Source organism: Kitasatospora xanthocidica (assembly GCF_014656195.1).
Taxonomy (GTDB): Bacteria; Actinomycetota; Actinomycetes; order Streptomycetales; family Streptomycetaceae; genus Kitasatospora; species Kitasatospora xanthocidica.
In genome coordinates, this window is the sequence record NZ_BNBY01000016.1 from 1 (window position 1) to 20,358 (window position 20,358).

General features: G+C 74.7%; 15 protein-coding genes. 3 read left to right on the forward strand and 12 right to left on the reverse strand.

Translation table 11 applies throughout. The features are described from left to right. Nucleotides 1-151 precede the first annotated feature (151 nt). Both IE332_RS25110 and IE332_RS25115 read left to right on the forward strand, forming a co-directional pair. Nucleotides 152-541: a hypothetical protein gene (locus tag IE332_RS25110; protein ID WP_189920467.1), complete on the forward strand. Its 390-nt coding sequence runs from the start codon at nt 152-154 to the stop codon at nt 539-541. A gap of 159 nt (nt 542-700) precedes the next feature. Next, nucleotides 701-1,903, forward strand: a complete 1,203-nt coding sequence (locus tag IE332_RS25115) for a trans-sulfuration enzyme family protein (RefSeq protein ID WP_189920469.1) — start codon at nt 701-703, stop codon at nt 1,901-1,903. Nucleotides 1,904-2,004: 101 nt separating this feature from the next. On the opposite strand, the gene IE332_RS25120 is transcribed toward IE332_RS25115, so the two are convergent. Further along, the gene (locus IE332_RS25120) at nt 2,005-3,867 is read right to left on the reverse strand and encodes a SpoIIE family protein phosphatase (RefSeq protein WP_189920471.1); all 1,863 of its coding nucleotides are present in this window, start codon (nt 3,865-3,867) and stop codon (nt 2,005-2,007) included. A gap of 374 nt (nt 3,868-4,241) precedes the next feature. Between IE332_RS25120 and IE332_RS25125 the strand changes: the two genes are divergently transcribed. Beyond that, complete coding sequence (locus IE332_RS25125) at nt 4,242-5,465, forward strand: ROK family transcriptional regulator (RefSeq protein WP_189920473.1); 1,224 nt, start codon at nt 4,242-4,244, stop codon at nt 5,463-5,465. 174 nt (nt 5,466-5,639) lie between these two features. Here IE332_RS25125 and IE332_RS25130 read toward each other — a convergent pair whose 3' ends face one another. From IE332_RS25130 to IE332_RS25180, 11 genes are all read right to left on the reverse strand, one after another. Further along, a complete protein-coding gene (locus IE332_RS25130) occupies nt 5,640-7,055 on the reverse strand; it encodes a DUF6519 domain-containing protein (protein WP_189920475.1) in 1,416 nt (471 codons plus the stop codon). A 34-nt stretch (nt 7,056-7,089) separates the two neighbouring features. After that, complete coding sequence (locus IE332_RS25135) at nt 7,090-9,309, reverse strand: hypothetical protein (RefSeq protein WP_189920477.1); 2,220 nt, start codon at nt 9,307-9,309, stop codon at nt 7,090-7,092. After that, the gene (locus IE332_RS25140) at nt 9,306-13,088 is read right to left on the reverse strand and encodes a putative baseplate assembly protein (protein ID WP_189920479.1); all 3,783 of its coding nucleotides are present in this window, start codon (nt 13,086-13,088) and stop codon (nt 9,306-9,308) included. Before IE332_RS25140 ends, IE332_RS25135 begins: the two co-directional genes overlap by 4 nt. Continuing rightward, nucleotides 13,085-16,294: a putative baseplate assembly protein gene (locus IE332_RS25145; protein ID WP_189920481.1), complete on the reverse strand. Its 3,210-nt coding sequence runs from the start codon at nt 16,292-16,294 to the stop codon at nt 13,085-13,087. The genes IE332_RS25140 and IE332_RS25145 overlap by 4 nt, the downstream gene beginning before the upstream one ends. Continuing rightward, on the reverse strand, nt 16,291-16,686 hold the full coding sequence (locus IE332_RS25150) for a GPW/gp25 family protein (protein ID WP_189920742.1): 396 nt from the start codon (nt 16,684-16,686) through the stop codon (nt 16,291-16,293). Before IE332_RS25150 ends, IE332_RS25145 begins: the two co-directional genes overlap by 4 nt. A gap of 62 nt (nt 16,687-16,748) precedes the next feature. Further along, the gene (locus IE332_RS25155; protein WP_189920483.1) at nt 16,749-17,081 is read right to left on the reverse strand and encodes a hypothetical protein; all 333 of its coding nucleotides are present in this window, start codon (nt 17,079-17,081) and stop codon (nt 16,749-16,751) included. A 14-nt stretch (nt 17,082-17,095) separates the two neighbouring features. Continuing rightward, nucleotides 17,096-17,605: a phage baseplate assembly protein V gene (locus tag IE332_RS25160; protein WP_189920486.1), complete on the reverse strand. Its 510-nt coding sequence runs from the start codon at nt 17,603-17,605 to the stop codon at nt 17,096-17,098. A 26-nt stretch (nt 17,606-17,631) separates the two neighbouring features. Beyond that, the gene (locus tag IE332_RS25165) at nt 17,632-18,789 is read right to left on the reverse strand and encodes a hypothetical protein (RefSeq protein ID WP_189920488.1); all 1,158 of its coding nucleotides are present in this window, start codon (nt 18,787-18,789) and stop codon (nt 17,632-17,634) included. Beyond that, nucleotides 18,782-19,135, reverse strand: coding sequence for a LysM peptidoglycan-binding domain-containing protein (locus IE332_RS25170; protein ID WP_189920490.1), 354 nt, complete (start codon nt 19,133-19,135; stop codon nt 18,782-18,784). The genes IE332_RS25165 and IE332_RS25170 overlap by 8 nt, the downstream gene beginning before the upstream one ends. Beyond that, nucleotides 19,135-19,776, reverse strand: coding sequence for a CIS tube protein (locus IE332_RS25175; protein ID WP_189920491.1), 642 nt, complete (start codon nt 19,774-19,776; stop codon nt 19,135-19,137). The genes IE332_RS25170 and IE332_RS25175 overlap by 1 nt, the downstream gene beginning before the upstream one ends. Then, nucleotides 19,773-20,357 (reverse strand): hypothetical protein, encoded by a 585-nt coding sequence (locus tag IE332_RS25180; RefSeq protein ID WP_189920493.1) that lies wholly within the window; start codon nt 20,355-20,357, stop codon nt 19,773-19,775. Before IE332_RS25180 ends, IE332_RS25175 begins: the two co-directional genes overlap by 4 nt. Nucleotide 20,358 lies beyond the last annotated feature (1 nt).

A 20,358-nucleotide genomic window follows, 5' to 3' on the forward strand; every position in this document is an offset into this window, starting at 1 on the left:
CCCGCAGCTTCCCCGGACGGCCAACCAGACGCACCTTCGACGCCTTCTAAAACACGGCCTAGGCGCGGATGAGAAAACCAGCTGGTCAGACCATGAGAAATTGCTGGGGACAGACTCACCCGCACCACTCCGAAACCGCACGAGGAGCACGATGACTCACCGGATCGCACGTTCGATAGCCGGCGCCCTGGTGGCACTGCTGGCCGCCGTCGGCCTCACCGCCGCGGCGTCGAGCGCGACGGCGGTGGCCGCACCCCGAACCCTCGCGGCCGCCGCGTCCGGCCCCGCCGCCTCCGGTCCTGCCGCACCCGCCGCACTGGCCGCGCGGCCCGCCGCCGCCTCCGAGGCCTCGTCCCTCACCCCGTCCCGTGGTGAGGCCGCGCACCTCGCGGCCAAGGACGAGAAGAAGAAGAAGGGTTTCTTCGCCAAGCTCGGCAAGTTCCTGCTGGTCGTGGTCATCCTCGTCATCCTGCTCTTCGTGCTGCTGATCGTCGGGATCGTCTACGCGGCGAAGCGGATCTTCAGCGGCCGCCGTCGGTAGGCCGACGGACCCGCGGGTCCGGGCGGCGGCGCCGGAACAGCCGTCCGGACCCGCACGTCCGGACCCGCGGGCCACGCGGAGCGGGCCGCCCCGGAGAGCGGTCCACCCGGGTGCGATTGGCCCTGGCCGGGGCGGGGGAGCCCGCCGAGGATGGGCGGCATGAGCGACTTCCACCAGAACCCCGGGGCGCTGCGCCCCGAGAGCCGGATCGTCCACCCGCCGCTCGCCGAGGCCGCCGGCAGCCGCCCGCTCGGCGTCCCCCTGCACCAGAGCCACCTGTTCGCGTTCGAGACCGGTGAGGCGCTCGTCCAGGCCCACGAGGGACCCGACGGGGCGTTCTTCTACAACCGCTTCGGCAACCCGACCGTCCGCTCACTGGAGGACGCCGTCGCCGACCTCGAAGGCGGCGTCGGCGCGCTCGCGGCCGCGTCCGGCATGGGCGCGATCAACTCCGTACTCCTCGCCCTGCTGCGCTCCGGTGACCACGTGATCGCCCAACGGAGCCTGTACGGCGGCACCTTCGCCCTGCTCGCCGACCTCGCCGAGCGCCGGGGCATCGAGGTCACCCACGTGAGCGGCGACGACCCGGCGGAACTCGAAGCCGCCCTGCGCCCCCACACCCGGCTGCTGCACCTGGAGACCGTCTCCAACCCCACCACCCGGGTCACCGACCTGCCCGGCCTGATCGCCGTCGCGAAGCGCGCCGGGGTGGTGAGCGTGGTCGACAACACCTTCGCGACCCCGCTGCTGTGCCGGCCGATCGAGCACGGCGCGGACATCGTGATCCACTCCGCCACCAAGTACCTGGGCGGACACTCGGACGTCCTCGCCGGGATCGCCGTCTTCGCCGACCCGGAACTGCACCGCGAGGTCTGGCGGTACTCGCTCGAACTCGGCGCCACCGTCGACCCGTTCGCCGCCTGGCTGACCCTGCGCGGCCTGCAGACCCTCGCCCTGCGGGTCCGCCGCCACTGCGACACCGCCCTCGACCTGGCCGGCCGGCTCGCCGCCCACCCCGCCGTCACCGCCGTCCACTACCCGGGCCTGCCCGGTCACCCGGACCACGAACTCGCCCGCCGGCTGCTCCCCGAAGGCCACGGCGGCGTCCTCGCCTTCGACCTCGCCGGCGGTCGCGAGGCGGCCCGCGCCTTCACCGAATCGGTGCGCCTCGCATCGCTGGCACCGTCGCTGGGCGGGGTGCACAGCCTGGTCCTGCACCCGGCGAGCACCTCCCACCGACAGCTGTCGGACGAGGAGTTGGCGGCCGTCGGGATCGGCGTCGGCATGGTGCGGATGTCGGTGGGCATCGAGCACCCGGAGGACATCTGGGCGGACGTGGACCAGGCGCTGGCGAAGGCCTGAGGCCCGCGCGGGCCCGACGGGCGAGCGCCACCGGGGGGCGCAGAGCCTCCGCGACGGCAGCGCCGTCCGTGCCGTCGGGCCCGCCAGCGCCGACAGGCCCGTCAGCGCGGCCTGGCTCGGGCCGCGAGGAGGGCGATGTCGTCCTCGGCGGCGGAGGACGGGGGCGGGACGAGGGCGTGGAGGACGGCGTCGAGGAGGTCGTCGAGGTCGCCGGTGGTGGGCAGGCAGAGGGCGGCCAGGCGGTCCAGGGAGGCGTCGATGTCCTCGCCGCGCCGCTCGACCAGGCCGTCCGTGTAGAGCAGCAGGGTCTGGCCGGGGTCGAGGGGGTGGGCGGTCTGCTCGTAGCCGCCGAGGCCGGTGCCGAGGGGCGGGCCGGTGGGGATCCGCAGTAGCTCGGTGGGCCGGTCAGGGGTGATCAGGGCGGGCGGCAGGTGGCCCGCGCTGGAGAGGGTCCAGCGGCCGCGGCCCGGGTCGGCGAGGGCGAGCAGGCAGGTCGCCGGGCGGGCGGAGTCGTCGGCGGAGATGACGGTGTCGAGCTGGCGCAGGATCCGGTGCGGGGGCAGGTCCATCCCGGCGATGTCGCGCAGCGCGGAGCGGTAGTGGCTCATGTCGACGGCGGCCTCGACGCCGTGCCCCATGACGTCGCCCATAGCGAGCAGGGTACGGCCGAACGGCAGCCGGACCGTCTCGTACCAGTCGCCGCCGACCACCGAACTGGTGCCGGAGGGCAGGTAGCGGGAGGCGAGGGCGAGGTTCTGGTGCGGGTTGCTCGGTTCGCTGAGCAGGGCCCGCTGCAGTTCGAGGGCGATGCCCTGGGAACGGCTGTAGCGGCGGGCGTTGTCGATGCCGGTGGCGGCCCGCGAGGCGAGGTCGCCGAGCAGGGCGGCCTCGTCGGCGGTGAACGGCGGGGTCGCGGCGGAACGGCCGAGGGTGAGCAGACCGACCGGGCGGCCGCGGGCGGCGAGCGGCAGGACGAGCAGGGAAGTGGTCCCGGCCGGGCAGGAGTCCTCCGGGCCGGGCTCGGCGAGCACGGCGATGCCGCCGGCGAGACTACGGGCGGCGGCCGACCCCTCCCGGTGGCGGATCGATTCGCCCGGGCGGGCCAGGTCGTCGAGCGCCGCCGTCAAGGACGGGACGGACCGGACGGCGGCCCGGTGCAGCCGCTGGGACGCCCCGCCCCCTGACCGGGCCGGCTCGGCCTCGGGCGGCAGGACGTCGACGACGGCGAGGTCGGCCAGACCCGGCACCGCGAAGGCGGCCAGCTCGGTGCAGGTGGTGCCGATGTCGAGGGTGGTGCCGATCCGCTCGGCGGCGGCGTCGAGCAGCGCCAGACGGGCGCGGGCCTGCTCCAGCTCGCGGAGCCGCTCACGGACCGGGTCGGGGTCGTCCAGGACCACGACGATCACTCCGGTGGTCCGGCCGGCGTGCCGCAGGCGCCGGTAGCGCACCCGCAGACCGGGCGGGACAGGATGCCCCGCGCCGTCCTGGCCACCGGTGGCGTGCTCGCGGTCGCGCCCGTCGGCGAGGACGCGGCGCAGCGTGGCGACGGCACCGGCGAAGGCGGTGGCCTCGGCGGCGCGGCCGAGCAGGTCGGCCCGGCGCAGGCCGGTCGCGGTGGTGAAGGCGGGGTTGAGGTACTGCCAGCGCAGCCCCTCGTCGAGCACGGCGACCCCGACCGGGGCGGCGGCCAGGACCGCGCGCAGCAGGGCGGGGTCGTCACCGCCCAGGTCGTCGCCGAGACCGCTGTCGTGGCCACCGGCGCTGTCCCCGCGGTCACCGGTGCGGCCGCCGTTGCGTTCACTGCTGCGTTCACCGCGGCGCTCGCCGCCGTGGTCACCGCCGTGGTCACCGCCGGTGATCGCACCGAGTCGCGCGGCGAGGGCCGCCGCCGTCGCCGCCAGCGACCGGGAGCCCGGTGTCGCGGGCGGGGAGCCCTCTGCTCGGTTGCCGTGCCGGAAGTGCATACGCCCATGATCACGCGCCGGGGCGCGGCACGCCCACAACTGGAGCAAACCTTGACTCGCCGGAGACGGTGTTGTAGCGGGACCGGCACGGGAGGGGGTCGGCCGCCGGGCCGCGGCCGGGTAGGCGGCGGGGTACGGGTCCGGGCACGCGGCCGGGCGTTCGGGCGGCCGGGGCGCGGGGGAGCGGCAGGGGTCCGGCGGGCGAACGGCGGATGATCACCGGTCATACTTGGGCGGCGGCGCCCGACACCGGGCACCGCCGCCCGTGCCGGACCCCGTGCCAGACCCCGCCCGACCCCGTGCCAGACCCCGCCCGAACCCCGTGCCCGAAACGCGTGAGTACCAGTCGCGTGAGCACCAGACCGGAGGAACCGATGAGCGCCCACCAGCGGACCAGTCGCCCGGCGGCCGGGGCCCCCGCGGTGCCCTGGAACCGGCAGCGGCTGCGCAGCAACAACGAGTGGCTGCTGCTGGAGCTGCTGCGCACCGGTGGTGGCTCCTCGCGCGCCCAGCTGGCCCGGGACACCGGCCTGTCCAAGCCCACCGTCTCGGCCGCGCTGGCCGCGCTGGAGCAGGCCGGGCTGGTCCGCGAGGCCGGACGGCTGGCCCCCGAGCGCGGCCGCACCGCGGTGCTGTACGAGGTCGACCCGACGGCCGGGCACGTGCTCGGCGTGGACATCGGCCGCGCCCGGCTGCGGGTGGCCGTCGCGGACCTCGCCGGGACGGTCGTCGCCCGCCGGGACGTGGCCAACCGCGGCCGTACGGCGAACGCCGTCGCGGACGCGGTGGTCGCCGCCGCGCACGAGGCGATCGCGGAGGCGGGCCTGGCCGCCGGCGACATCGTGCACGCCGTGATCGGCACCCCGGGCGTGTGGGACGAGGAGCGGCGCGGTGTGCGCTACGCCTCCAGCCTGCCCGGCTGGGGGAGGCCCGGGCTGTTCGACCGGATCGGGGAGGGGCTGGGGACGGCCGTCTCGGTGGCCAACGACGCCAACCTGGCCGCGCTCGGCGAGTACACCCTGGGCGCCGGGCGGGGCAGCCGGATGTTCGCCTACCTGCTGGTCGGCACCGGTCTCGGCCTGGGCGTGGTGAAGGACGGTGAGCTGCTGCTCGGGGCGCACGGCGCGCTGGGCGAGATCGGCCAGGTGCCGCTGCCCGCCCGCCCCGGCGAGCCGGTGGCGACCATCGAGCAGGAGGCCGCCGCGGACGCGGTGGTGCGCGCCGCCCGGGACCACGGGGTGGAGGGGGACGGCCAGGCGCGGCAGGTGACGGCGAAGCAGGTCTTCGAACGGGCCCGGGCCGGCGAGGCCGCGGCGGTCCGGGCGGTGCACCAGGAGGCCGAGCAACTGGCCTATGCCGTAGCCGTGTTGTCCGCCGTGCTGGATCCGGACCTGGTGGTGCTCGGCGGCGGCATCGGCAGCAGCGCCGACCTGCTCCTGGAGCCGCTGGAGCAGGCCCTGCACCGGCTCGCCCCGATGCGTCCGACGCTCGCCCCGAGCCTCCTGGGCGAGGAGGCGGTGCTCCTCGGCGCGGTCGCCACGGCCCTGGAGACCGCACGCCCCGAGGTGTTCGAGCGCCGGACGGCCGGGCTGCGCTGACAGCCGGTCCGCGGGGGCCGGTCCGCGGGCCCGGGCCGACGGCGGGGGTGACGCCCGGTGGTCGTCAGATCTCGATCCGCCGACGAGCGGGGAAACCGTGCGCGGGGCCCTGCACCTGCTGCGGTGGGTCCGACGATTCGCGCGGGGCTGGCGGCGCGAATCGTCGGACACGGGCTACTGGGGGGTGGGGGCGGTCAGCGGGGTGAAGGTCTGCCGGAGGTCGACGACCGTGGTGGGGCCCTTCACCCAGGCGAGCGGGGCGTGGTGGACCTGGACCCCGGCCGGTTCGCGGAGCAGCGCCTCGCCGGCCGCGTTCTGCGGCCACTCCACCGAGCCGGTGGCGGTCCGCGCGGGGATGAGCCAGTAGTCGCCCCGGGTGTAGTCGCCGCAGGGGCGGAAGTACACCTGGACGCCGTCCTCGAGGTCGAGCCAGGCGCCCTCCTGGAGCTGCAGGGCGCCGCCGGCCAGCGGCAGGGCGTCGCGGCCGCGGGGCGCCCGGTGGTCCCAGCGGCGCAGGAAGGGGTGGCGCTCGGCCAGCCGCCCGACCTCCGGCAGCGGTTCGGCGGACAGCCGCACCCGGCGCCCCGGCAGGTCGGTCTCCTCCACCTGGAGCAGGTTCGCCGGCTCGCCCCGGCTGATGTACGCGCTGTCCGCGACCTCGACCCAGTCGCCGACCGAGAGGCTGAGCTTGTCGTCGTCGCCCAGCGAGGTGAGGTCGACCCAGACGCCCTCGATCGAGGCGACCGGCAGGACGACCGAGCCGTTCTCCCGGGACCACTTGAACGTGGCGCAGCCGTCCGCCGAGCCGCCGTGGTGGACCTCCACCCGGTACAGCTGGTTCTCCGGACCCCGGTAGCCGGCCTCGGGGTGGGCCAGGCACGGGTCCTCGCTCGCCCGCTCCGGCCGCCGGGCGCGCGCGGCCAGCAGCCCGCCCGGCCGCTCCTGCGTCTCGGCCCACGCGTCGAAGGCCTCCCGCACCCGGGACACCCCGCCGTCCGGAACGCTCAACTCCGAGGCGGGCAGGGCGAGTACCTGCCAGACGAGCTTGGCCCGGGCCGCCGTGTCGGGCATCGCCGCACCGAGCGCGACCTCGCGGATCTCCGGGTCCTCGACGGCGGTGACGCTGCGCTCCCAGACCTTCAGGTAGACCAGGAACGGGAATTCGCCGGGCAGCCGGTCGCCGTCGCGGTCCTGGTCGCGGTAGGCGTCCGGCTGGTCCCAGTACGTCCAGCCGAGCGGCGCCTCCCGGGCGTCGCTGCCATGGCTCGGGCCGGGCTCGTCGGGCACGGCGATGCCGGGCTCGGGCCGGTCGGCCTCGCACAGGATGCCGTCCACGTAGTAGCGGCCGCCGCCGATGGTGAGGTCGTCCACGTCGTGGTTGCCCGGTACGTAGCCGATCGCGAATCCGGCCGCAGCGGCCGGTCCGCCGCGGCGGCCGATCAGGTCGGCGGCGAGTGTGCGCAGCTGGTACCGCTCGATCGCGGCCTGCTCGTTGGCGTCGGCGTCCAGCTGGACCCGGCCCTGCTGGGTCAGCACCGCGGAGTAGTGCTTGCCGGGCCGGAAGGTCAGGCGCGAGAAGTCTGCGTGCACGGTTTCCCTCTCACAATCATCAGTGGCTGGCGGGTCAGGAGGCGTGGAAGATCCCGGCGTCGGTGCCGGCCGGGGTGTACTCGGCGAGCCTCGCCCGCAGGTTGTCCTCGCGCTGGGGCTGGAACAGGTCGTGGAAGGCGCCGAGTTCGGAGCGGTCCTCGGCGCCGCGGGTGATCTCCGGCGCGCACCCGGCGGCCAATTGGCCGTAGCCGGGCGTGCCGTACCGCAGGCTGGTGAACAGCGGGCGGACCCGCTCGGCCTCCAGCTCGCGCAGCCGGGCGGCCCGCGCCGGGTCCAGCTCGCCGCGCTCGACCAGCTCGGTCACCGCCGAGCGCACCAGGTCCGGCTGGCACTCGTACCGGCGCGGGGTGCGCGAGCACGGCGGGACGTAGCAGAACCGCAGGCAGCCGAGCGAGCGGCGGGCCACCCGAAGCCGCCCGGTGAACAGGCAGTCCTCGGCGATCGGCACCGCGTGGGTGTGCACCTCGCCGACCACCGTGGACCGGTGGGCGTGCAGCAGCGCGTAGGCGTGCTCGCAGTCGGGCCCGGAGAGCGCCGGGCGTTCGGACCCGGTGGCGTCCAGGACGCTGTCGGAGAGGTGGATCTCCAGCGGGTCGGTGTCGACCTCGTCGCCGACGACCTGGATCGTGCCCAGGATGCTGCGCTCGATCGTCACGCAGGCGGTGGTGTGGTCCAGGACGAGGCTGGGCTCCTGCGGCGAGTGCGGTTCGCAGTGCGGCTCCAGCGACCAGCCCGGCACCAGGGTGCAGTGCCGCAGGGTGACGGAGGCCAGGGGTCCGGTGACGTTGACCCCGCGGCCGGTGATCAGCAGCCCGTCCAGGACCAGCCGCCCGCCCGGGCAGACGCCCCGGACGTTGAGCGCGTCCGGCCGGTTGCTGTACCAGTCGAGCAGCCGGATCACCGGCCGGGTGCCCTCGGTGGCGCGCAGTTCGAGGCGGTCGTCGGCGGCCAGGTCGAAGTCCAGCTGTTCCTGGTAGGCGCCGCTGTGGGTGATCTCGATGACGGCGGCGCCGCCCGCGCCGCCGGACTCCTGGTCGGCGCGCCACTGCTGGTAGGCGTCGTTGATCCGCTCGTACGGCCCGCCGGGGCCGACCCGGTAGACCGCCCGGTGCCGGGGCTCCGGGCGGTCGCGCGGGTACTCCCCGCCGCCGATGTCGTCACTGAACGCGTAGTGGTAGTCGACCCAGACGCCGCGGCGCGGGGCGGAGCGGGCGCCGAAGGCGATCCGGCCGAGCAGCGGGTCGACGGCGACCTGCCCGCGCTTGGGCCGGTACGTCCAGTCGCTCAGGTCGGCCACCGTGATCTCGGCGGGCGGGACCGGCTCCTGGGCGCCGTCGCGCCAGATGGCGAAGCTCTTGCCCGGCCCGTAGTAGTCGGCCAGCCGCTCGGCGAGCTGCCGGCGCCGGATCGGGGCCGGCACGTTGTCGATCGTCGCGAGGTGGGTGGTCGACGGCTCCGGCTCCGGCTTGGTGACCAGCTGGGCGTCGTTGCCGAGGACCGAGAAGGTGAAGAGGTTCCTGGCCCGGTCGATGCAGTACGCGGGCGCCCGGGTGACCGGGTACGGCTTCAGCCGCCAGACGTACAGGGCGACACCGGCCGGCGTGTAGCCGCCCTGGCGGCGGGCGGAGGCGGCCCGGCGGACGTCGGCGGTGTGCGCCTGCCCGTCGAAGGGCCCGCCGAGCAGGTCCAGTTCGGCGCCGCGCCGCACGTCGACCAGCCGGCCCCGGCTCAGCCGCTGACGGTCGGCCGGCTCCTCGTCGGGGCGCAGCAGCCGCACCGGCTGGGTGCCGCCGAGCAGCCGGGAGAGCTCCACCGCCCGGGCCGGCCAATCGGCGACGGAGGCGGACAGCTCCTCCAGCAGGGCGAGCGTGCCCTTGCGCCGGCGGTTGGCGACGGTGTTCGCGACGTCGTGCCGCGGCGCCAGCCGGGCGGCGAGCCGGTCGCGGGCCGCGGCCCGCTCCGGGGAGGCCCCGCCGTGCAGGCCGGTGGCGAGCACCTCCTCGTAGCCGGGAAGGATCCGGTAGCCGACCAGGTCGCCGAGGTAGGCGACGGCCCAGTCGGCGGCGGTCTCCACGAACCAGTCCTGGTAGCCCTGTTCGACGCCGCCGCGGACGACGTCGACCTGCTCGGCGATGACGGCCAGCAGGGCGCGCAGCGGCTCGCCGGCCTCGGCGTCCCGCAGCCGGTGCCACTGCGGCAGCAGCTCCGCCAGCCCGTCCGGGTCACGAGTCATCGGACGACCTCCTTGAGGATCAGCGTGTCGGGCAGGTTCGGTGACAGCAGGGCGAGTTGGGCCGGGCGGATGCCGCGGAACACCGTCACCACGCGGCCGGGCGGCAGCGGCCGGGTGTCGGTGACGGACGGGTTGAGGCGCAGCAGCTCGGCGACCGAGACGCCGTTGCGGGCGGCGATCTCGGTGAGGGTCTCCGGGTCGGGGCCCCGTACCCGGTACCGCTGTTCGTCGAAGCGGGCGAGCCGGGCCGGGACGGCCGGCTGGGGCTGGGCGAGCTGCTCGGACAGGTGCTCCAGGCCCTCCGGGGTGAGGCTGCCGGGCACGCCCGTGAAGGCGTCGACCTCGACCCAGTCCACGCCGGGGACGGCCTGGGCGGCGGCGAGCACCTCGGACAGGTGGGCGCTCTGGCCGAGTTGGCGTCCGGCGTAGCCGAGCCGGTCGAGCAGGGCGCGGCGCACCGCCGGTTCGACCAGCTCCCAGGAGTGGTCCGGGTCGACCTTGACGCTCAGGGCGACGACCAGCAGGACGAGTTCGCGCAGCGCGACCTCGACCGGCAGCTTCGGGTCGCCGTAGGCGGTGAGCGAGGACCGCAGGGTGCGGATCAGGTCGGAGTCGGCGGTGAGCGGGATGTCGTCCACCCCGGCCACCGTGACGTGGACGAGCTCCCGCCTGCCGTCCGAGAGCCGGGTGGCGCTCGCCCGCCCGATGCCGGCCCGGGAGCGGGTGAAGTCCTCGTAGTCGGGCACCGAGACCAGCCGGTCCAGGGCGGTGACGGCGAGCGGGATGGTGCGCCTGGCCAGGCCCGGGCCGTCCGGTCCGGCGCCGCCGGTGGCGGGCAGCGGGTTGACGACGGCGGAGACGCCGAGCGGGCGGGTGGTGAGCTGGCTGATCCGTCCGGCGCCGACGTTGCCGCTCTCGCCGATGCCGATCCGGTAGCGGGCGCGGACGTTCTCCCGGCCGGTGGGCAGGCGCGCACCGTGCACGCCGTCGCCGAAGGTGACGGTGGTGCGCCCGTCGGTCGTGGTCGCGGTGACGTAGACCCGTTCGTCCGGGCCGCGCCCGGCGAGGCTGTCGACCTCGTGCCAGCGGACCCCGTCGACCCGGACCTCCAGGGTGCTGCGCGCGCCCCTGGGGGTGTCGGCGGCGAGCCAGGTGAGCGGCGACTGCCACAGGGTGAAGCGCTGGCCGGGGACGCCGGCGTCGCCGCTGCCGATGGCCTCGTCGCGGGTGGCGCCCTGGGTGGCGCGGACCACGTTGCCGAGGACCTGGACGGTGTCGCGCCGGTAGCGGAAGGCGAGGCGGGCGCTGAGCGTGATGCTGGTGCGGACGGTGTCCCCGGGCAGGAGCGGGTCGACGCTCTGCTCGACGCCGGCGATCATGGCGAGTTCGGTGCCCCGGACCCCGGTGGTGTTCGGGATGTCGGTCCGCTCGCCGCTGACCGCGATCAACCGGCCGGGCGTCAGCCCGTCGTAGAGCCGGGCGAGGTCGATCCGGTCGCCGCGGACCTCCTCGGTGACGGGCTCGTCGGCGAGCCGCAGCGACTCGCCGCGGGCGTAGACGGTGGCGTCCCGGATGTCCGAGAGCTGGATGTCCTCCTTGTCCAACCACGGCTGCTGGAGGGACAGTTCGGTCACCTTGCCGGTGATGCCGAAGTCGGCGCGGGAGATCACCCGGACGTCGGTCACCCGGGTGATGACCTCGGCGAGGTCGCGGCTGCCCGGGATGCCGCCGTCGATCCCCTTGCGCGGGCGCTGGACGACCACCCAGCTGCCGGGCGCGATCTGGTCGTAGACCGCGTCGAGGGTGAGGATGGTGCCGGAGACCGGCTGCCGCTTGGTGGTGAACACCACCTCGATCGCGGGCGGCGACTGGTCGGTGGCGGTGTAGCGGTGGACCCGGACGTTCAGCTCGCCGGACTCGGCGGTCTTCTCCTGGCCCGGGTCGAGGTGGTAGTCGAGCGCGGCGCCGCCGGGCCCGCCGTCGATCTTCACGTGGATGCGGCCGTCGGCCTGCGGGCGGGACATGAAGACGGTGCGTTCGGGCAGCTTGGCCAGGAACTTGGCGCTGACCCCGGCCTCCTGGTCGGGAGCGGGCACCGCGGCGCGTACGGCGGCGGCGTGCGGGTTCGACGGCGGTGTGGCCGGCTCGGTGGTGACCACCTTGACCTGTCCGGGCCCGAGGGTGAAGGTCTGGTCCCACGGCAGCGAGAAGGCGTTGTGGTTCGGGGCGCCGGCCTCGATGTACGTGAAGACGGCGGTCTTCGGGACGGTGCCGGCGGTGTCGAAGTTGACCCGGACGCTGATCAGCGTGGTGCCGGAGAGCGGCCAGTCCACGTAGTCGTCGATCCGGCCGTCGGTGCCGTAGACGGGCTTGAGCGGCGCGGTGGCGCCGAACGGGGTGGCGACCACCCGCATCGCCTGGATCTCGTGCACGGCGAGCGGCGCCGTCAGGTCGACCTGCCGCCAGGCGGGGTAGAGGCCGTCGCGCAGCCGGGGGTCGAGTGCGGAGAGCAGCTGTACGCCGAGGTCCGAGCCGGGCGCGAACAGGCGCTGCGGGTCGCGGGTGAGGTCCCGGGCGCTCAGCGGGGGCCGGGTGGGGGCGGTGCGCAGCGCCGCCAGCACGGAGCCGAGTCCGCGGACGGCCGGGTCGGCGGTGCCGCTGCCGGGTGGGTTCGGCCCGGGCTTGTCGGGGGCCTGCGGCGGCTCCAGCTGGTGGGCGCGGTCGCGCAGGCGGGACAGTTCCTCGCCGAGGGCCGCGAACCAGCGGGCCACCGGCTGCTGGGAGTGCGCCAGTTCGGCGGCCTCGGCGGCGCGGGCGACCACCGGGGCGAGCCGGTCGGCGAAGTCCGCGGGGGTGCTCAGCGGGCCGGCCGGCCGGTCGAGGTCGGCGCGCAGCGGGGCCAGCACCTGGTCGTCGAAGTCCCGGAGGATCCGGCTGTGCCCGGGCCTGGGGTTCGGGGCGTTCTCGGTGACGGTGATCCAGTCCGCCAGCTCGGCGCGCAGGTCCTTGAGGGTGCGCAGGTCCCGGGGCAGCCCGATCACCGTGACGTCGTTCTCGCGGTCGAGCCGCACCTCGGGCACCAGCCGCAGCGCCCGGTGGACCGGGTCGGCGGCCTTGTCGGCGCTGAACACGAACAGCAGCCGGTCGCCCGGCTTGATGTTGTTGGCGGTGCCGGCGGCGAACAGCTCGGCCCGGCCGCCGGGGTTCAGCTGCCCGGGCGTCAGCTGGTACGGGCGGCGGCGCAGCACCGCCAGGTCGTTCCAGGCGGAGCGGGCGGCGAGGTCCTCGGCGGTCTCGAAGGACTGCGGGTCCTCGCCGGGGCCGGGGACGCTCTGGCTGCGGGCGCCGCGCGGGATGGTCACGGTCGGGTCCTCGGCGGCCCGCGGGTCGTGGTCGAGCGTGTAGGCGAGGTAGGTGTCGGCGGCGACGCCGGGCCGGGGCCGGTGCCCGACCAGCCGGCCGAGCAGGGTGAGCGAGCCCTCCTCGGTGGCGGTGCGCAGGTAGCCCTCGTTGGCGATCCGCTCCGAGTAGAAGGTGAGCACGTCGGCGAGCACGGCCCAGGAGTCCAGCAGCGCGATCGCCGGGTCGTCCGGGGTGCGGACGGTCAGGTCGCGCAGCGCCGGGTAGGCGGGGCCGGACAGCCGGGCGAGCAGGCTGTCGAGGAACTCCCCGTAACCGCCGACCCGGTAGCCGATGGTGTCCAGCCCGGGCGGGTTGAACAGCGGGACGGGCGTCGCGGTGGCGGTGCCCGCGCAGCCGCAGGTGCACTGGCCGCTCATCGGCCACCTCCGATCACGATCGAGAGCCGGCCGTTCTCCGGCCAGTCGGGGTCGTTGTCACAGCCGGCGATCTCCAGCGCGCCGAGCCGCAGCAGTCCGTCGGCCAGTTCGCCGTCGTCCCGCCCGAACTGCCGCCGCAGCCGGGTGACCCGGGCACTGACCACGCCCGGTACGGCGGCGGCCGCGGCCACCAGCCGGGAGACCCGCACCGGCTCGCCGAAGCCCAGCGCGTCCGGGTGGAAGAAGCCGAGCCGGCCGTCCGGCAGGGCGCGATTGCCCAGCACCCGCCGCAACTCGGCCAGCACGTGGCCGCGTTGGTAGCCGGGGGCGGCGCACACCTCCAGTTCGAGGTCGAGCGGCACCACCAGGGCGGGGCGGACCACCAGGTCGTGGCCGATCCGGCGGTACGCCTCCAGGCCGTGTCCGACCGCTTCGAGCAGGGCGGTGTCCGCGGTGGCGTGCCCGTACGGCTCGACGGCGACGTGGACCTCCTGGACGCTGCCGGTCCAGCGGAGCTCGGCGGCGGCCCGCCGGACGCCCGGCAGGGCCGCGGCCAGCTCCGCGTAGTCGGCGGCGGTGACGGCGCGCAGCCGGGTGCGGCTCAGCGCGAGCGGGGCCGACTGCCGTACCTGGTCGAGCGGTTCGGGATCGGTGCCGCCGCTCGCGGGCATCGGGTTACGGACCCGGAGCAGTGCGTCCTGCGGCGGTGTGACGGTGCTTCGCCCCCTCGGGTGGGGCGGCCGGTCCTGGCAGACCACCAGGTGGTTGATGGCCTCCGCGCCGACGTTGCCGGCCGTGCCGTTGCCGATCCGGTAGGCGACCCGCAACTCCGCGCCGGGCCGGGGCGGCTGGCCGTGCCGCCCGTCGCCGAAGCGCAGCGCGAGGCGGCCGTCGTCCTCCGGCTCGCCGACGAAGTGCCGGTCGCGCGGGCCGTCGGCGAGCAGGTCCCGGCGGGGCGTCCACTCCTGGCCCCCGGCGGTGGCCCGGACGGCCGGCAGCGCGGCACGAGGGTCCTGGACGGCGATCCCGGACGCCGGGCCGGCCAGCGCGGGGGAGTCGGGGTCGAGCCCGGCGGCGTACCGCCCGCCCCAGCTCTGCGCCACCTCCCAGACGCCGGGCCGCCGGAGCACCCCACCGGAGCGGGCCCGGGCGGTGAGCACCTCGAGGCGGCGCAGTTTGGCGGCGAGCAGGCGGGTGCGGCGGGCCAGCAGTTCGCGCAGCCCGGCGGCGGGCCGCTCGGCGAGGTGCAGCTCCTGCACCACCCGGGCCCCGAACAGCAGGGTCAGTTCGGCGAGTTCGGCGCGGGAGAGGGGGTGGCCGCAGTCCGCTCGGTGCCACAGCTCCTCCAGCCGCTGCCGGACCCGTTCGGGGATGCCGGCGAGCAGGACGGCCTGCCGGGCGCAGACGTGGGCCCGGTCCGGGTAGGCCGCCGCCTGGGTGACCGGCGCGTAGCGCAGCACCGGGCGGAAGGGCTGCGGCAGGACGGGGTAGCGGGTCTGGTCGAGCAGCGTCTCCAGCGTCGCCGCCTGGGCGTCGGCCGTGGGCGGCTCGACCACGGCCCCCTGGCCGTCCTCGCCCTCCGCGTTCGCGCCCGGGGCGAGCTGGATGCTCAGCCCGGCCCGCCGGACCGCCGCCTCGCCGAGCAGCCCGTACAGCTCGCGGACCTGGACCGGGCCGAGCTGGCGGCCGCTCCTCGTCCGGTCGAGCAGTTCGTGGATCGCCTCCGCCGCCGGGCTGCCCCCGGTGCGGTCCGCGCAGCCGCAGCCGCCCGGCCCGCAGGGCGCCACCCGGACCGGCTCCGGCGGCACCGCGAAGGTCTCCGGGGCTCCGCCGCAGAAGGTGAGCGAGCGGCCGTGGTCCACCAGGACGACGTTGCCGCGGGCGACGCTCACGTCGGCGATCGGGCCGCAGTCGCTCCCGCCGCGTGCGGACAGGCAGACCGGGAAGGAGAGGGCGTCCTCCGGCGCCCACTCGACCTCGACCACGGGCTGCTCGTACAGCTCGTCGACCAGGTGGGTGACCGAGGTGAGCCGGACGGCCTGGCGGTGCGCGGGGTCGGCGTCGGCGGCGGCGCCGGTGCGCGGGCCGAGCACCTCCTCGACGACCAGCAGGTCGCCGGGGCGCAGCGCCAGGTGCCGGGTGCGGTCCTCGGGCCGGTCGGCCTCGTGCCAGTCGTCGCGCAGGGTGGCGGAGGTCGCGCCCTTCGGCAGGACGCAGTCCTGGTCGCCCCAGGTCCAGAACCGGATGGTGTTGTGCTCAGGGTGCAGCACCAGGTCCGTTCCGCCGAGCGGCTCGAACACCTCGACCGACGCCGCCCGGGCGAGCCCGTCCAGCTGCTCGTCGGGGATCACCGTGGACAGCTCCGGGCGTTCCTGCGGGCCGAGCCGGCTGACGTCGACGGCGGCGAAGCGGAAGCCGCCGGGGTGCAGGGTGAGCGGGCGGTCCGTCGCCAGGGTGACGAACGCCCGGGCGTTGCAGCCCTCGTGCACGGCGTAGTCGATCAGCCGGACGTGCCGGCGCACCGACACCCGGCGGCGGGCGGTGTCGAGGTACGCCTCGGTGGCCACCGCGTCCTGCTGGTAGGAGAGCTGGTCGGCGGTGTAGGCGAGCAACTCGACCAGGGTGATGCCGAGGTCGGGCAGGTGCCGCTCGGTCCAGCCGGGGGTGGTCAGGCTCATCCGGTCCAGCACGAGCCGGCGCAGACTCTCGTAGTCGCGGGCGGTGTAGTCGATGACGGCGGACGCCGGGGCGGAGGGCGGGCAGCTCTCCTCGGTACGGCAGTCGTAGGGGGAGGGGCAGTCGGCGCCGAAGGAGAACCCGGTGCTCGCGTACCTCGGGTCGAAGCCCGGGTACGGCCGGGTGCCCGGGCGGCCGTAGGCGTCCGCCTCGACCACCGTCAGCCGGTAGCGGGAGGTGTCGCCGACCCGGTCGAGGGTGACGTGCATCCGGTCGTCCAGCTCCGGGTCGTCCGCGCGCTCGATCTCGACCGCGAGGGCACGCAGTCCGGTGATCCGGCGGCCGCCGTCGACCCGGACGTTCTCCGGGCCGAGCTCGTCCGGTGCCCGGCCGAGGAAGGTCACGGTCAGCGTGCGCCCGTCGTCCTCCGGCTCGGCGCCGTCCAGGCCCAGCAGGTGCGCCGCGCGCAGGTCGGCGCGCCGCAGCTCCGTCCCGCACTGGGCTGTTGCGGAATCGCTTGGCCCGGTCATGCCGCCACCCCGCCCTCGAACACGTCCTGCCGCTGCGTACCGGTCCGGCGGACCACGTACGCCAGCTCGACCCGTACCACGTTGTCCTCGCTCTCCACGTCGAGCGCGGCGATCTCGATCACGTCGCCGAGCCACCGCTGCAGCGCCGCCTGGACGGACAGCTGCAGGGTGGCCGCCAGCTCCGGGCTGTTCGGCGCGAAGACCAGGTCGAGCAGCCCGCAGCCGAAGTCCGGGTGCATGACCCGCTCGCCGGGGCTGGTGAACAGCAACTGCTCGATCAGGTCGCGCACATGGTCGTCGTACGCCGCCTCGGCGGTGCGCCCGCGGCTGTCGATCCGGAACGGGAACGCGAGGTCCGTCCGGGCCGGGCCGGGCGGTTGTGGGACGTTCATGGGCCCGGTGTTCATGGGCCCGGTGTTGACGCCGGTGCTCATGCCGGTGTTCGTGCCGGTGTTCACACCCCCACCGCCCGCTGCTGGACGACGGTCACGATCGGCGGCCCCTGCGGGACCTGCTCGGCGCTCTGGCACAGCCCGACGGCGGACTGCGGCAGCGCGGGGGAGCCGTTCACCCGGATCCGGGTGGACGGCACCACCCAGCGGACCGTCACGCAGGGCTGCGGCTTGCCGGCCACGTTGAACGGGCAGCCGGTGACGGTGTACTGGTCGGCCGTGCTGGTGACGGCCTGGCCGGCGACCAGCGCCCGCGCCTGGGCGGGCCGGGCCGTCACCTGGCCGCCGTGCGGGCAGGTCACCGTCGCATTGACGTGCAACAGACTTCCGGTCATGACGTTCTCCCCCGTCAGGTCACGCTCAGAGCGTCCTGGTTGATGGAAACGGTGGCGCCGACGAGCGAGATCGAGGCGCCCTGGCCGTTGCTGATCTGGATGCCCGAGTCGTTGATCACGATCGATGCCCCGCTCGGGGTGCGGAGCGTGATCCCCGTGGTCGGGTCGTCGGACAGGACGATCACCCGCCGCCCGGTGGTCTCCAGCACCTGGTTCGGCGCCCCCGGCGGGCCGGTCGTCGCCTCCACCGGGACCTCCGAGGCGGAGCCGTACCAGCAGCCCGTCCAGATCGGGTAGCTCTGGTCGCCCTGCTCGAACTCCACCCACACGCCCGCCCCGACCGGCGGGACCGCGTAGTGGCCCATGCCCGGGCCGGCCACCGGGAAGCAGGGCATCGCCCAGGTCGACACGGCGTCGCCCAGCACGTCGGGCACCTGCGCCTGGATGCGGCCGATCCCGAGCGGGTCGGCGTTGTTCACCACCGTCCCCCGGAACTTGCCGAGGTAGCGGGTCGGTTCGGCCATGCGGGCAACTCCTGCTGCAATGTCGGTTAGGGGATGACGGTCGGCTGGAGGGCGATCAGGCCCTCGCGGGTCAGCGTGAAGTTCTGGGTGTACGAGCCGCGCTTGAGGTTGTGGGTGACGCTCTTGACGAAGTACAGGCCGTCGTAGGTGAGCCCGGCGCCGCGGACGCCGACCAGCTCGCGCGGCCGCAGCACGTGCCCGTACCGGACGACGTCCAACTGGCCGGAGCCGGAGACGGCGTCCGCCGACTGCATCGCCTTGGCGATGGTCTCGGCGACGGCCTGGGTGGTGTCCTTCTTGGCGGTGTCGGCGATGACCTTCTTCTTCAGCGCCGGCGCGGGCTTGAGCGCCAGCGGCGGGCGCAGGATGCTGACCTCCGGCACCGGCAGGACGGAGGACACCTTGGTCGCCGGGAGCTGGATGCGGGCCTCCGGCTCCTCGCGGGCCGTGCCGTCGAAGGCGAAGGTCAGCTGGTCGACGTTGGACAGCGCGTCCATGTTCACGTTCAGCGCGTGCTGCGGGACGCCGAGCCGGTTCTCCGGCCCCCAGTAGGCGCGGCTCATCCCGGGCACCGGGCCCGGGTCGAGGTAGAACACGTAACCGTTGGCCTTCGCCAGCTCGCTGACGTACCCGAGGTCGGTGCCCTTCTGGAAGTCGATCCGCCGGGTGGGCATCGGCGTCTGCGGCACCAGCTCGGGGACGACCAGCGGCAGGATGCCGTACTGCCCGTACTTGCCGATGATCGCGGCGACCCGGGCCGCCGGGGACATCGCCGGGAAGGGCACCCCGGCCTGCTCCTCCAGGTCCATCAGCACCGTCAGGTCCTCGCCGGTGACGGTGAGCGTGGACTGGCCGGGCTGGTTGCTGATGCCCACCTCCTGGCGGATGATCACACCGTCCATCAGCACGCTCGGCGTGCCCGTGACGGTCACCATCAGCACGACCCTGATCTTCGGGTCGAAGAAGCCGCCCGGGAGCAGCGCGGTGTTGATCAGCCCCTGCTTCGACAGGTCGAAGGCGAGCTGGAACCCACTGCGCTGCCCGGACGCCACCGTCACCTGCGCCGACAGCAGGGCGTCCGTCACCGGCTGCGGCACCGGCACCGGGATCTGCGGACCCATCAGCAGGCTGAGGTGGATCGACCCGACCGGCCCGCCCCCCGTGACGGCCGAGAGGTCAGGCATTGCCCACCCCCGGCACCGCACCGGGCAGCGCGATCGTGATCCGCCGGCCCGGCGTCGCGGTCAACTCCCGCGGATCGACCACCGGGTTGGCGTCGGCGATCCGCCACCACTGGTCGGCGCTGCCGAGGTAGCGGTCCGCGAGCAGGTCGAGGCGGTCGCCGGCGCTCACGGTGTGCTCGGCCAGCGGGGTCAGACCGTCCGCGCTCGGCAGCAGCCTCCGCCGCAGGTACGGCACCTGCCGCCCGTCCGGCGTCGTGTGCAAGGCCACCGGGACACCGTGGTACCGGCTGGTCAGCGGGTACGGCGAGGGCGCGGGCAGCCCGCCGGACGTGGAGTCGACGGTCATCAGAACCCCCCTCCGAGGCCGAGCGCACTCAGCCGGCCACCGGCCGCCGTGCCGACCAGCCGCTCCTTCTGCGCCAGATGCGCCAGGTACAGCTCCGCCCCGCGGTGCCCGGTCGGCAGATCACTGACGGTCAGGACCCGCAGGCCGATCGCGACGGCGGCCCTGATCGGATTCAGGTCGATGTCGAACGCCTCCTCGGTGATGGTGAGTTCGGTCAGCCGCACCGGCAGGATCCGCTTGCCGCCCCAGGTGAAGAGCGTCAGCGGGGCCTCGACCGGAGTGATTTCGAGAGTGCCCAGCGCGGCCAGCGCCTGATTGGTCCTCAGCTGCGCACTGGCCGGCTGCACCAGCAACTCCAGCGTCGCCAGCTGCGGATGGATCCCGTTCGGCGACGGCACGTCCAGCTGCTCGGTGGCGTCCAGCTCCGCGGTGAACTTCCACGTCTCCACGGCCGGCCCCTTCAGCCGCAACGCCTCCGTCCGGTCCCCACTCCCGTCGGCCCCCGCCACCTGGGGCGCCAACGACCGCTCCAGGCTGTCCGGATTGAACTGCAGCACGATGACCCGCTGCGGCGTCCCCCGCTGCGGATCCACGATCACCAGCCCGGACCGTACGGGCTTGGGAATGTCCACCTGACTCACGTCGCTGTCATCTCCTCAAGCACGATCCGAGCGGTGTCGGCCAGCTCTTCGTCCTTCTCCTCCTGCAGAAGCTCCCCCAGCGGAGTCGCATAGGCGGGCCAAGGCTCGTACGTGATCGCCCACACCGCGTTCTTCCGGACTTCGGGCCAGTGGCTCCGCAGGGCCTGGCTGATGATCCGGAAGAATTCCTCGTCGAATTCCGATGGCGATCCCAGCCCGAGTCGCAGCACGGCGGTGGCGTAGTCACCCGGGTCCGCGTCGGGATCGACGCCCTGGACGAGTTCGGAGAGCCGCCAGGTGTTCAGCTCGGTTTCCGCGAGTTCCACGGTGCTCCGGATGACCCGCTCATCGGATCCGGTGATCATCACATAGGAGAATCCGGAGAGAAGGTCCTCGCTGTAGGTGAGGGCGATGGCGGGGCCGGCGTACCAGGCGACCTGGCGGGGCGTCCATTCCTCGTGGTCCGCGGGGATGTCGGTGCGTCGCGGCCAGCCGATCAGCGTGGCCAGTTCCTCCACGGCGGATTCGTCGACACCGTCGCGCAGAACCAGTCGCCGGCTTCGCTCGGAAATTTCATTCATC